We start from the raw sequence: 13277 nt of genomic DNA on the forward strand, positions 1-13277 counted from the left end.
CAAGGAGAACCATCATGCAGAATCAGAGAATCATTGACGCACCGTCGGGCGCAACCGCCCGGACGATGCTTGCGCAAGTCGAAACCAGGGAACGGGTGCTGTACATCCTCCATTGGATCGCCAGCGCAGCCCTGTCTTTCAGCGAAGTGTTCAGCATGAGCCTGATTGCGGGACTGCTCAACCAGGGGGCGCTGCCCCGGGCAATCCGGGTGATCCTGGTCTTCGCCATCGGCGCGGGAGCCCTGAAAGTCTTTATGATCTTAAGCGAGGTGATCGCCTACACTCCGCTGAATCAGATTCGAGGGAATTACTTTCTCAAGGACATTAATGCCATGACGACCATGGATCTGAAGTACTTCGAGGATCCCACCTTTCAGGATGAGATGGAAACGGCGACTCAGGCGACCCGGACCAACGATACCGGACTGGAAGGAATCTACCATAAATTCTTTCCGCTGGGAGCAGACATTGCTTCCTGGCTGGTCCTGGCTGCCGTCATGGCCACACTTCGTCCCTGGCTGTTTCCCCTCTATCTGCTGCCGATTCTGGGCTGCCTCCTGATCGCCAGAGCGGTCAGCTCGATCCAGAATCGCCGTCGGTCCCAGCGGCAGTCGACCCACCGCAAGAACAGCATGTACAGCTGGATCGCCACTGATTTCAAATACGGCAAGGACAGCCGGCTCTACCGCATGCGGTCGCTCCTGATGGACTACTTTAGCAAGGAGATCACCAAGCTGAAACAGATCATGCTGTGGCACTATCGGATCGACACCACCGGGTATGCCCTCAGCTTCCTGCTCGTGATCCTGCTGGATTTCCTGTCGCTGCTGCTGCTGATTCAGGCCCGGGAGCAGGGCCTGTCCTTTGAGCGGTTTGTGCTCTATCTCACCACGCTGACCACTATGAGCTTCGTTATTCTGCGCGTATCGCAGGCGGTGAGCTTTGTCTTTACGGAGTTTCGCGATGTCCGAAGATATTTTGGCTATGTCGAAACGAACTGGAGCAGTGCCTCGGCAGAGAACCATCAGACCCTTGAAAGTGCTCCGACCATTGAGTTTGAAGGGGTCAGCTTCAGCTACCCCGGAAGCGATAAACTGGTTCTGAATGATGTCAGCTTCACCATTGCCGCCGGACACACCATTGCTCTGGTGGGAATTAACGGAGCGGGGAAAACCACTCTGATTAAGCTGCTCATGGGATTGTACCGGCCAGATCAGGGCCGGATTCTGATCAACGGTACGGATTACCATCGGTATTCCCTCAGTGATATGCGCAGGATGTTTGCCGTGGTATTCCAGGAAGTGGAACCGCTGGCAATCACGATTGCCCAGCATGTCTCCTGCGAGTATGAGCCGGCTGACTACCCCAGAATTGAGCGGGCGCTGCGCCGGGCCGGGATCTGGGAAAAAATCTCAGCGCTCCCCCGCGGAATGGACAGCCCGCTGCAAAAGATCGTGGATCCGGAAGGAGTCATCCTTTCCGGCGGCGAGAACCAGAAACTGATGATTGCCCGGGCGCTGTATCAGGAAGAGGCTAAAATCATGGTGATGGACGAACCGACAGCGGCACTCGATGCCCTGGCCGAGGCCGACATCTACCGAAATTTTGATGATCTGATGGACGGACTGACCGGGATCTTTATCTCGCACCGCCTGGCCAGCACCCAGTTCTGTGATGAAATCATCCTGCTTGACCAGGGGCAGGTCCGGGAGCGGGGTACTCACGACGAACTGATGCAGCAAGGCGGGATTTATCGCCAGATGTTTGACACCCAGAAGAGATACTACCAGGAGGGCGCCCATGAAGACTTTTAAACCGCTGCTGATTCTGAGCCGGCTGATTCTCCGGGAAAACCCCGCGGCGCTCCTTTGGCTTTTGGCTTCAGGCATCGTGAGCACCGTTCAGATCCTGTTCACGGTATCCATTCCCAAGCTGATGATCGACGGATACCTGCAAAACTACGATTTTCAGCGGTATGCCTTGCTCATCCTGGTCATTGTCGCAGTTCGCCTGATGTTGTCAGTCCTGAGCAAATGGATTGAAAACCGCCAGTCAATCAATCGGGAGATCCTGAACTTTCAGTACATCCGACTGTTTTCCCATAAGATCATGTCCATTGACTATGCCCACCTGGAAGATCCGGAAACCCTGGATCTGCGGGAACGCGGCCAGTTTGCCCTGGCGGCGTATCGGGCCTTCGATCTGCTGTTCGCGTCACTGGTGGAAATCATCTCAGGCCTGTTTACGCTTCTGACGGTAACGGTCCTGCTACTGGCCTTCAGTCCAACGGTGTTCGGCATCATTGCCGCTCTGACGATCCTCTCCACCCTGATCTCCCGGGCGGGCATCCGGCGCGCCGGGGAGCTGATGAAAAAAGTCATTCCGGTCAACCGGGTCTACAACTATTATTTCGGGAAAGCTTATGATGACGCCATGCAGAAAGATTTCCGTATGTTTAATCTGGGATCGATGATCGTGCGGCTGGTCCATCAGCTCAACATGGATTCCAATCAGTGGCTGATGCGGATGCGGATGGTTCGAGGAAAAATTGCGGCTTCCCAGGCCGTCCTGCAGTACCTGATTACGCTTGTCATTACGCTGTTTGCGGCCTACCGGACTCAGGGGCAGCTGGGCGGGAAACTCTCGGTCAGTGATTTTACGTTCTTTGTCGGAATCGCCATCCAGTTCACCCAGTCTTTTTTAAGTGCCATGAACGGAGTTTTTCAAATCGCTCAAAGCCTGGACATGCTCGATCCCTTTGTGGAATTCATGCAGATTCCGGACAGTCGGATGAAGAGCGGAAACAGGCAGCCCGGTCCACTGGAAAGCCTGGAGTTTCGCAATGTCAGTTTTCGCTATCCCAAGGCCGAAAAGCTCGTTCTGGAAGAAGTCAGCTTCCGGATCGAGCAGGGAGAACATATCTCCATCGTTGGCATCAACAATGCCGGAAAGACCACCATTGTGAAACTGATCTGCCGGCTGTTTGAACCGGAGGCGGGCGAGATCCTCTACAATGGGGTGCCAATCCGGGAGTATGAGTACAGCAGCTACCTGGATCAGCTGGCCACCGTATTTCAGGACTTTCAGTTTTTCCCCTTCACCTTGAAGGAAAATCTGGGCCGGGATCGAACCGAGCAGGAAATCTGGGAGCGACTGGCCATGGTCGACATGAAGCATAAAGTGGAGAGGCTTCCCCACGGTCTGGACACCTATCTGGATAAACAGGTTCATGAAGGGGGCATTGACTTTTCCGGCGGAGAAAATCAGAAACTGGCCATTGCCCGAAGTATGCTCAAGGAAGGCCAGCTGATGATCCTGGATGAACCAACGGCCGCGCTGGATCCCTTTGCCGAAAGCGAGATCTACCAGCATTTCGCCCAAATGGTCCGAGGCAAAACCACCGTCTTCATCTCTCATCGGATGAGTTCCTCCCTGTTCTGCGACAAGATTCTCCTGCTTGATCAGGGAAAAGTCGTCGCCTTTGCAGGCCATGCTGAACTGATGGAAAGCGACAATCTCTATCGCCGGCTGTTCCAGGCCCAGGCCCAGCATTACCAGTCCAAAAGCGAAGGGATATAAAAGACCCGCACAGCATTCCCCATCTTAATAACGAGAATGAATGATCACCAGGGGCACTTCCGACGGGAGGTGCCCCTGGTGCATGTGTCAGAAGAGGTCACAAGGATCGGGTCTTACTGCTCAGCCCGGTCAACCATCAAATCAGCATTGATTACCAAATTATCAGTTTTATATTGGTTACAACCTATCGTTAATTAATATTTTAGTAAAATAATAATAGTATTAATAATGTTGGTTGCGTGATATAATCATTCTAAAATTATAGTTCTTCTGCTTTGAAGGTTATAGGAGGTGCTGTTGTTCTACGAATGGGAGGGATCGGACGGAATTATTTTTAGAAGGAAAAGGAATCATAACGGACTCACAAATTAACAGGAGGAGAATCACACATGCCGAAAAAAATTATGCGTACCGCACTCTCACTTCTCACTTCTCACTGCTGCATTGTTCTTCTTTAGCTCCGTCTCCAGCGTGTTCGCCAGTACTCTTGATACCAGCGTGGTTGATCTTAATGCGCCGTTTAACAGAGTAACCCTGATTCCAGGTGATTCAGCAGAAATCACCATCGACATCACGGTGAAGAAAAAGCAAACGGGTACTGCTACATTTCAGATTTACACCGAATGGACCCTGAACAATGGGGTTTTCACCGGATCAGCCCCCAAGTCCTTTACAGTTGATCCTCAGTCACCGGGAACTACCACAACATTCTCCGAGAAAGGGAAAGTAACGGTAGCCTCCGGCCAAGGCTTTGGGACGTTTGATCTTACAGTAGAAGCGTTTGACATAACCAATACAAGTACTACGGACCCACTGGAAATGGGTAAGGCAGCGACGTATTCCGTTATAGTTCCAAACAATCTGCCAAGTGATACAACATCGCCAGTTATAACAAAACCGGCCGACATGACTGTTGAAGCAACTGGGCCGGATGGAGCGTTCGTTGAATTCAACGTCTCAGCCCTGGATGCAGTGGACGGAGCCGTTTCCGTGACGGCAATGCCAGCCTCCGGCTCGAAATTCCCCTTGGGGTCAACAACAGTGAGCCTGACAGCTAGTGACAGCAAAGGCAATACCGCCACGGATTCATTCCTGATAACTGTCGTGGATACGACAGCTCCTGACATTACGGTACCGGATGACATCACAGTTGAAGCAACGGGGCCCTCCGGTGCGGTTGTCACCTTAAACCCGACTGCCTGGGACCTTGTGGATGAAGCTGTCGAAGTAATGGCAGCCCCCATTTCCGGGTCAACGTTCCCCCTGGGCACCACGACGGTAAAGGTGTCGGCCACAGATGCTGCCGGCAACTCGGCCAGCAAGACCTTTACGGTAACCGTGGAGGATACAACGCCTCCTGACATTACGGTACCGGAGGACATGACAGTTGAAGCAACTGGGCCCTCCGGTGCGGTTGTCACCTTTAACCCGACTGCCTGGGACCTTGTGGATGAAGCTGTTGATGTAATCTCAGTTCCCACTTCCGGGTCAACGTTCCCATTAGGGACTACTACAGTAGATCTGTCCGCCACTGACGCGTCAGGAAACAAAGCTGCAGCAGCTTTCACTGTAACGGTGGTTGATACCACACCTCCGAAACTGACAGTCCCGGACAATATCACAGTGAATGCGGTAAGCTCGGCCGGAGCTTTGGTCAATTTTGATCCCGCAACAGCCATTGATCTGGTGGATCAGGATGTTGAGATCACATATACACAGAATTCCGGAACCTGGTTCCCGCTCGGAACATCAACAGTTGTTGTAACAGCCAAGGATGACTATGGCAATACAGCAACCGGCTCATTTACCGTTACGGTAAAGTACGATTTCAAAGGCTTCTTCCAGCCTGTGGATATGTCCAAAGTAAACATTGCGAAGGCTGGAAGCGCAATTCCGATTAAGTTCAGTCTCGGTGGCGATATGGGACTCAATATCATGGCTGAAGGCTATCCCAAGGTAATGACATTTATTGTGGATACAGATGCTGACACGGATATAATCGAAACAACCGTTACCGCAGGTGCCAGCAAGCTGACCTACGATCCGATTGCTGACCAGTATATCTATGTGTGGAAAACAGAAAAGAGCTGGAGCGGCACGGGCAAGAAACTGATTGTCGTATTTCAGGACGGCACCAGGCATGAAGCCAAATTCCAGTTCAGGAAATAGACCTGGGCAGTTCTTATATGCCTGATGATCGATAAGCTGATTACCGAATCTCTGGCATTCCCCAGTGGACCTAAGAATGGACTGACTTAAGGTTTTATCCCCTTTATAAAATCCAGAAATGCTCCCTTGCTGATCAACAGAACGCTCTGTTGATCAGGAGGGAGCATTCAATTATGCTGCGAAACAGGATTGACTTTTGAAAGTCAAGATTTTAACCATGAGGAGAGGAAGCTGCCAGGTGCATTCATACTTACCGATATGAAAACCTGTCTGATTCCAAGGGACAGCAGAGGATTCCGGGTTCATTCGGGGGAATCCGCGTACAATGCGCAATGCAGGCAATGACTTTATCAGAATTGGATTAAACATCTTTCCTCAATTCCGGTCTCTTACCGGTGAGGAGATTTTATTGCTTCTTTGGAATCAACGGATTGTAATTTCGAATAATGAAATTCATAGGGAAAATGAGAAAATGTTATCAATAATGAAAACGTTAGTCAGAAGTGATACAATAATCAAACTTAGTGATGGAAACAAGGAATAGATTAAAAGCCGTTCACAGTTTGCTGGGAGAATCGGCTGAAAGTCACTGGTGACTGGCATTCAGGTGGGATGGAAGCAGGTACTGGCTTTCGCACCGGGATATATATTTCATTGGATTGGGGAGGAAGAGAATGAAGGAAATTTTTTTGGTAAGCTGCTGCAGAACGGCAATTGGGAACTATGGCGGGAGTCTCAAGGATGTACCGGCGGCTCAGCTGGGATCCATTGTGGCAAAGGCCGCTCTGGAAAGAGCGGGGTTGACCGGAGATCAACTCGATGAAGTAATGTTCGGCTGCATCCTGACGGCTGGCCTGGGGCAGAATGTCGCGCGCCAGGTTGCCATCGGCGCCGGGATCCCGGTAGAAGTCCCGGCCTATACGGTGGGCATGGTCTGCGGATCAGGCATGAAGTCAGTGATTGAAGCCGCCCGAGCGATTCACGCCGGTGATGCCGAAGTAATTCTGGTGGGCGGCACCGAGAATATGTCGGCAGCGCCTTACGCTGTGCCCACTGCCCGGTGGGGAGCCCGCATGGGCAATGCGGCCATGGTCGACACTATGGTCAACGACGGCCTGACCGATGTGTTCAATGATTACCACATGGGCATCACTGCTGAGAATATCTGTGACCAGTGGGGCATCACCCGGACCGAACTGGATGAGTTTGCACTGAAGTCCCAGGAGAAGGCAGCCAAGGCCATCGCCGAAGGCCGGTTCAACGATGAAATTGTCTCGGTCCCAATCAAAGTGAAAAAAGAAGTCATCGACTTCAAGACCGATGAGTATCCCCGCGCTACCTCAATGGAAGCCCTGGGCAGACTGTCTGCCGTCTTCAAGAAGGACGGGCGGGTGACCGCCGGCAATTCCTCAGGCATCAATGACGGAGCTGCCGCCATAGTTCTGGCTTCGGGCGAAGCCGTCAAGAAATACGGGCTCAAGCCCTTGGTTAAACTGGTATCCTGGGGTCAGGGCGGCGTCGATCCCAAGATCATGGGAATCGGTCCGGTGCCTGCTTCCAGGCAGGCGCTGGCTAAAGCGGGACTGGACATTGCGGATCTGGATCTCATTGAAGGGAATGAGGCCTTCTCGGCTCAGTCCATCGCCGTTGCCCGCGAACTGGGCTTTGACCTGAGCAAAGTGAATGTTAACGGCGGAGCGCTGGCTTTGGGACATCCCGTAGGAGCCAGCGGTGCCCGGATTATCGTCACGCTGGTTCATGAAATGCTCAAGACCGATGCCAGGAAAGGCCTGGCAACACTCTGCATCGGCGGCGGCATGGGGGTAGCAACGATCTGGGAAAAATGCAGCAAATAACCGTCTCTCGTTGTTTATGAGATCAAAGATCATAAAGGATTGAATTTTAAGCAGCCCGCGTCCAACGCGGGCTGCTTTGACATGAAAATACATTTTTTCCGTATAGTATGTAGACTATGCATGGGCCCGAAAGTCCGCATCAGCGCTTAATCGGCGGATTTTTTGAAATCGATGTCGAACCGAGCCCTGTATTCGTTTAAATGACAGGTAAAACCGGTGGATAGGACTTCAAAATATTGCCAAACATATATCAAATGAGGTTCATTAATGCGCAATTTCCCTTTTTCACTGGGGCTGGTTGATTGTAAATTATCAATTTGTTAACATTGAGGCAGAGCGTTTAAGAGGTGATTGTATGGACTTTAGGTTGAATGAAAAACAGGCACTGGTGCAAAAGATGATCCGTGACTTCACGGAGAAGGAAGTTGCGCCGATTGCCCACGAAATCGACGAACAAGAGCGGTTTCCGGAAGAAACAGTAAGAGAACTGGCGAAAATCGGTGCCCTGGGGATTCCATTCTCCAAGGAATACGGCGGAGCCGGCGGGGATAACCTGAGCTATGTGATCTGTGTGGAAGAACTGGGTAAGAAGTGCGGCACGCATGCCGTCATCGTATCCGCTCACACGTCACTGGCAGGCTGGCCCATCGAGGCATTCGGAACACCGGAACAGAAGGAAAAGTATTTACGGCCGCTGGCCTCCGGCGAAAAGCTGGGAGCTTTCGGATTAACGGAACCCAACGCGGGCACGGACGCGGCAATGCAGCAGTCCTTTGCTCAGGATATGGGAGACCACTTCCTGCTGAACGGATCCAAGATCTTCATCACCAACGGCGGAGTGGCTGACATCTATGTCGTATTCGCCATGACCGACCGGACCCAGGGAACCAAGGGCATCAGCGCCTTCATCCTGGATAAGGAGATGGAAGGATTCACCATCGGCAAAAAGGAACTGAAAATGGGAATTCGTGGTTCTGCCACGACTGAACTGATTTTCCGCAATGTCAGAGTACCCAAGGAAAACCTCCTGGGCGAACTGGGCAAGGGCTTTAAGATCGCCATGCAGACGCTGGACGGCGGCCGCATCGGAATTGCCGCACAGGCACTGGGAATCGCTCAGGGCGCCATCGACGAAACGGTGGAGTACGTCAAGCAGCGCAAGCAGTTCGGCCGGTCCCTGGCTAAGTTCCAGAACACACAGTTCCAGCTGGCTGACATGCAGACCAAGGTTGACGCTGCCAGACTGCTGGTGTATCGCGCCGCCATCGTCAAGGATCAGGGCGGAAAGTACAGCACTGAGGCCGCCATGGCCAAGCTGTTCGCATCGGAAACCGCGATGGAAGTTACCACCAAGGCTGTTCAGCTCTTCGGCGGTTACGGCTACACCCGGGAGTATCCGGTGGAACGCCTGATGCGTGATGCCAAGATTACAGAAATCTACGAAGGTACGTCCGAAGTTCAGAGAATGGTTATCTCTGGATCCATGATGAGGTAGCAGATATGAAAATAGCAGTATTAGTAAAACAAGTTCCGGATACCACGGAAATGCAGGTCGACAAGAATACCGGTACCCTGATCCGGACCGGCGTTCCCACCATCACCAACCCCGACGATCTGGCCGGTGTTGAGGCCGTTCTGCGTTTGAAGGACAAGAATCCCAATATCGAAATCACAGTCATCTCCATGGGACCCCCTCAGGCGGTCAGCATGCTGCGTGAACTGTACGCCATGGGCGTTGATCACTGTGCCCTGATCACAGACCGGGCTTTTGCCGGATCGGATACCTGGGCAACCTCCAACGTTCTGGCCAGAGCGCTGGAAGGCAAGGGATATGACCTCATCGTCTGCGGCCGCCAGGCCATTGACGGAGATACCGCACAGGTAGGACCTCAGGTAGCAGCCAAAATGGAACTGCCCCAGGTTACTTACGTGCAGGATGTCAAAGAAATGACTTCGGATAAGATTGTCGTCGTCAAGGCGCTGGAAGATCGCATGGAAACCATCGAAATGAAGCTGCCCGGCGTCATCACCATGCTGGCAACCGCCATCAAGCCGAGATACATGAACATCGGAGGCATCTTTGAAGCCTTTGATAAAGAAGTCAAATGGGTTACCAACGCGGAGCTGAACCTGACCAAGGAGGAAGTCGGTCTGACCGGTTCTCCCACCAAGGTATTCAGATCCTTCGCCAATCAGAGATCTTCCGAAATTGAAGTCCTCAAGATTGACGCCAGCGAAGCCAAGAACCGGATTGTCAGCGTACTGTCCGAGCAGAACTTTATTTAGGGGGCAGGCAGATGAACTACAAAGATATTTTCGTTTTGTGTGAATTCCAGCATCATAAGCTGGTTGAAGCTTCCTGCGAACTGGTTTCCGAGGCTACCCGGCTCGTGGCCAAGCGCCCGGACCTGAACTACGACATCGTAGGCGTGGTCATCGGGGACGAACCGCAGAATCAGGTCAACGAGATTTTCCATTACGGCGCTGACCGGGTCATTAAGATTCACAACAATCACCTGAAAGAATACGACTCCGTGCTTTACACGGAACTGATTAAGCAGCTGATCGATCAGAAGCTGCCCGATGTTTTCCTGTTCCCGGCTACGGTTCTGGGCCGCGATCTGGCTCCCCGGATTGCCTCAGCCTGCACAACGGGTCTCACCGCTGATGCGACCAAGCTCGACCTGACCGAGGATACCAATTCCTCCCTGCTCATGGTTACCCGGCCGGCATTCGGCGGCAACCTCTTCGCTACCATCGTGTGCGAACGGACCAAGCCCCAGATGGCTACGATCCGTCCCGGCGTCATGGTTCTGAATGAGCGCAAGGCGCAGATCAATCCTCAGGTGGAAAACCTGACCCTCGAAGTTCCCGGCTATGAAGCCAGAACCAGAATCCTGGAAACCATCCACAAGGAACTCAAGCATGCCGACATTACCAAGGCCTCCATCCTGATCTCAGGCGGCCGGGGCATTGGCGACAACTTCCATGTTCTGCGCGAAGCAGCCGACAAGATCGGCGCGGAAGTTTCCGGATCCCGTTCTGCTGTGGACGCGGGCTTCATCGACAAGGAACTGCAGGTCGGACAGACTGGCAAATCGGTTAAGCCGAAGATCTACATCGCCTGCGGCATTTCAGGAGCCGTCCAGCATCTGGCCGGCATGGAGAAGAGCGACTTTGTCATCGCGATCAACACCGATGAATCGGCGCCCATTTTCCAGGTGGCAAATCTGGGAATCGTCGGCGATGCCCTGGAGATCATTCCGATGGTCACCGAGGAAATTGCCCGTAAAAAGGCCAGCCACTTCCAAAGTTAATCGACTGAATTCCCCAGCGGCATGGCTCTGTTTCTCTGCCTCTGGGGAACTTTTGCTTAAAATCACTGGTTTGGGGCGGCCAGGTCAGAATCAGCCGCTTGCGGGAGTGAACTTCAGCTCCTGCAGCGGCGGAGGTCCGAACCGGCGACTCGGGGAGATTATTTGCTTTTCGAGCTATTTCCGGACCAGGAACATCTGATAGATGCGAAAGAATTGCGCAAGCTTAGCAATACATAGAAAGGATCAGCAACGCTCGCGATACGCGGAGCCTTGCCACGGTGGTGCAACGAATGAATAAACGAATTTCTTTGAATGATGCGATCGCAAAGATCGAGGACGGCCAGACGATCATGATCGGTGGTTTCCTGGCAGTGGGAACCCCGGAAAAACTGATCGACGCTTTGGTGGAAAGCGGCCGGAAGGACCTGACCATCATTGCCAATGATACATCTTATGTGGATCGGGGGATCGGCAAGCTGATTGTCAGTCGGCAGGTGAAAAAGGTTATTACCTCCCATATCGGGACGAATAAGGAAACCGGCAGCCAGATGCTCAGCGGCGAAACCGAAGTCATCCTGACTCCCCAGGGAACCCTGGTGGAACAGATCCGGGCAGCCGGAGCAGGTCTGGGCGGTGTCCTGACCAAGACCGGTCTGGATACCAGAGTGGAAGAGGGCAAGACCAAAATCGACATCGACGGCGAAACCTACCTTCTGGAAAAGCCGCTGAAGGCCGATGTCGCCCTGATTTTTGCCTCAAAAGCCGATGAGTTCGGCAATGCCACCTACCACGGTTCAACCCAGAACTTCAACATTGTCATGGCCATGGCGGCACAGACCGTGATCATGGAACCGGTGGAAATCGTACCGTTGGGCGGAATCAGCCAGGATGAGGTTCGCCTGCCTGGAATCTTTGTGGACTACATGGTGGAGGTATAAATGATGGATAAGGAACAGATGCAGAATTTTATCGCCCGGCGCGTGGCGCAGGAACTGAAGGACGGCGACCTGGTCAATCTGGGCATCGGACTGCCCACCAAGGTCAGCAACTTCGTTCCGGAGGGCATCAGTGTCACCTTCCAGTCGGAAAACGGCTTTACCGGGCTGGGACCCAACCCCCAGACCCCGGATCCCTATCTGGTCAATGCCGGTGGACTTCCGGCCACCATCCTGCCCCAGGGCGCGTTCTTTGACTCCGCCATGAGCTTCAGCATCATTCGCGGCGGCCATCTGGACATGACGGTTCTGGGCGCGCTTCAGGTCGACGAGAAGGGAAACATCGCCAACTACATGATCCCCGGTAAAATGGTCCCCGGCATGGGCGGCGCCATGGATCTGGTCGCGGGCGCCAAGACGGTGATCGTAGCCATGGAGCATACCAACAAGGGCGCTCACAAGATTCTGAAGGAGTGTCACCTGCCCCTGACCGCATCCCACGCAGTGGATCTGATCATCACGGAAATGGGCGTCATGAAGATTACCAAAGCGGGCATCGAGCTCACTGAAATCAATCCGGAGTACACGCTGGAGGATGTCCAGGCAGCCACGGAAGCCCAGCTGATCGTGAGCGATCACCTGAAGGTAATGAAAATTGACTAGAGTGCATTTTGAAAACCGGTCAGGCATCGGCCTGTTGACCCTGGATTCACCGGAGACCCTCAACTCCCTCAGCTCGGATTTCCTCGGCGAGATCCGCCAGGCGGTAGAGAGCCTGCCGGCGCTGGATGTTCTGATCATCACCGGCGTGGGCAAGAGCTTTGTGGCCGGGGCCAACATCAAGGAAATGGAAGCGCTCAATCCCCAGGAAGCGAAGGAATTCAGCCGGCGGGGACATGAAGTCTTCACCGCCATCGAGAATCTGCCCTGTCCGGTCATTGCCATGGTCAATGGCTTTGCCCTGGGCGGCGGCTGCGAACTGATGCTGGCCTGTGACCTTCGAGTCGCCAGCAGCCGGGCCAAGTTCGGTCAGCCCGAAGTGGGCCTGGGCATCATACCGGGCTTCGGGGGAACCCAACGCCTGACCCTGGCCGTGGGACCGGCCAAAGCGAAGGAACTGATCTACACCGGCCGGATCATCAAAGCCGAGGAAGCGCTGGCTATCGGTCTGATCAGTCAGATCACGGAACCGGAAGAGCTGGAAGCCGCCGCGCTGACCCTGGCCCAGGAGATTCAGAAGAACTCCGCGGCCGCGGTCGGACAGGCCAAACGCGCCATGGCTCAGGGACTGGCAGAGGGCTTTGAAGCGGGACTGGCCGCTGAAGTGGAACGGTTTGCCGAATGTTTTGAGCACGGCGATCAGAAGGAAGGCATGACGGCATTTTTGGAAAAACGCAAACCTGCATTTGGAGGAAAATAGT

Annotated in this window: 10 protein-coding genes; all 10 read left to right on the forward strand. The window is 53.4% G+C overall.

Annotated elements, in window-relative coordinates; translation table 11 throughout:
- Positions 1–14: 14 nt before the first annotated feature.
- Positions 15–1814: an ABC transporter ATP-binding protein/permease gene (locus NQU17_01125; protein ID UUM12184.1), complete on the forward strand. Its 1800-nt coding sequence runs from the start codon at positions 15–17 to the stop codon at positions 1812–1814.
- Positions 1801–3579, forward strand: coding sequence for an ABC transporter ATP-binding protein/permease (locus tag NQU17_01130; GenBank protein ID UUM12185.1), 1779 nt, complete (start codon positions 1801–1803; stop codon positions 3577–3579). Before NQU17_01125 ends, NQU17_01130 begins: the two co-directional genes overlap by 14 nt.
- A gap of 498 nt (positions 3580–4077) precedes the next feature.
- Positions 4078–5748, forward strand: a complete 1671-nt coding sequence (locus NQU17_01135) for an HYR domain-containing protein (GenBank protein UUM12186.1) — start codon at positions 4078–4080, stop codon at positions 5746–5748.
- A gap of 674 nt (positions 5749–6422) precedes the next feature.
- A complete protein-coding gene (locus NQU17_01140) occupies positions 6423–7604 on the forward strand; it encodes an acetyl-CoA C-acetyltransferase (protein ID UUM12187.1) in 1182 nt (393 codons plus the stop codon).
- Between the two features lie 355 nt (positions 7605–7959).
- Positions 7960–9099: an acyl-CoA dehydrogenase gene (locus NQU17_01145; GenBank protein ID UUM12188.1), complete on the forward strand. Its 1140-nt coding sequence runs from the start codon at positions 7960–7962 to the stop codon at positions 9097–9099.
- 5 nt (positions 9100–9104) lie between these two features.
- Positions 9105–9890, forward strand: coding sequence for an electron transfer flavoprotein subunit beta/FixA family protein (locus NQU17_01150; protein UUM12189.1), 786 nt, complete (start codon positions 9105–9107; stop codon positions 9888–9890).
- An 11-nt stretch (positions 9891–9901) separates the two neighbouring features.
- Positions 9902–10921, forward strand: coding sequence for an electron transfer flavoprotein subunit alpha/FixB family protein (locus NQU17_01155; GenBank protein UUM12190.1), 1020 nt, complete (start codon positions 9902–9904; stop codon positions 10919–10921).
- Positions 10922–11211: 290 nt separating this feature from the next.
- A complete protein-coding gene (locus NQU17_01160) occupies positions 11212–11859 on the forward strand; it encodes a CoA transferase subunit A (protein ID UUM12191.1) in 648 nt (215 codons plus the stop codon).
- A 3-nt stretch (positions 11860–11862) separates the two neighbouring features.
- Positions 11863–12519, forward strand: coding sequence for a 3-oxoacid CoA-transferase subunit B (locus tag NQU17_01165; protein ID UUM13442.1), 657 nt, complete (start codon positions 11863–11865; stop codon positions 12517–12519).
- Complete coding sequence (locus NQU17_01170) at positions 12512–13276, forward strand: enoyl-CoA hydratase-related protein (protein ID UUM12192.1); 765 nt, start codon at positions 12512–12514, stop codon at positions 13274–13276. Before NQU17_01165 ends, NQU17_01170 begins: the two co-directional genes overlap by 8 nt.
- The last annotated feature ends 1 nt before the right edge of the window (position 13277 follow it).

This window comes from Clostridiaceae bacterium HFYG-1003 (genome assembly GCA_024579835.1).
In the GTDB taxonomy this organism is placed as follows: Bacteria; Bacillota; Clostridia; order Clostridiales; family Clostridiaceae; genus JG1575.

Bases quoted from the DNA above. Each gene is read 5' to 3' on its own strand.
- NQU17_01125 (UUM12184.1), top strand. From the start codon at position 15: ATGCAGAATCAGAGAATCATTGACGCACCGTCGGGCGCAACCGCCCGG.
- NQU17_01150 (UUM12189.1), top strand. From the start codon at position 9,105: ATGAAAATAGCAGTATTAGTAAAACAAGTTCCGGATACCACGGAAATG.
- NQU17_01165 (UUM13442.1), top strand. From the start codon at position 11,863: ATGGATAAGGAACAGATGCAGAATTTTATCGCCCGGCGCGTGGCGCAG.
- NQU17_01140 (UUM12187.1), top strand. From the start codon at position 6,423: ATGAAGGAAATTTTTTTGGTAAGCTGCTGCAGAACGGCAATTGGGAAC.
- NQU17_01160 (UUM12191.1), top strand. From the start codon at position 11,212: ATGAATAAACGAATTTCTTTGAATGATGCGATCGCAAAGATCGAGGAC.
- NQU17_01145 (UUM12188.1), top strand. From the start codon at position 7,960: ATGGACTTTAGGTTGAATGAAAAACAGGCACTGGTGCAAAAGATGATC.
- NQU17_01130 (UUM12185.1), top strand. From the start codon at position 1,801: ATGAAGACTTTTAAACCGCTGCTGATTCTGAGCCGGCTGATTCTCCGG.
- NQU17_01155 (UUM12190.1), top strand. From the start codon at position 9,902: ATGAACTACAAAGATATTTTCGTTTTGTGTGAATTCCAGCATCATAAG.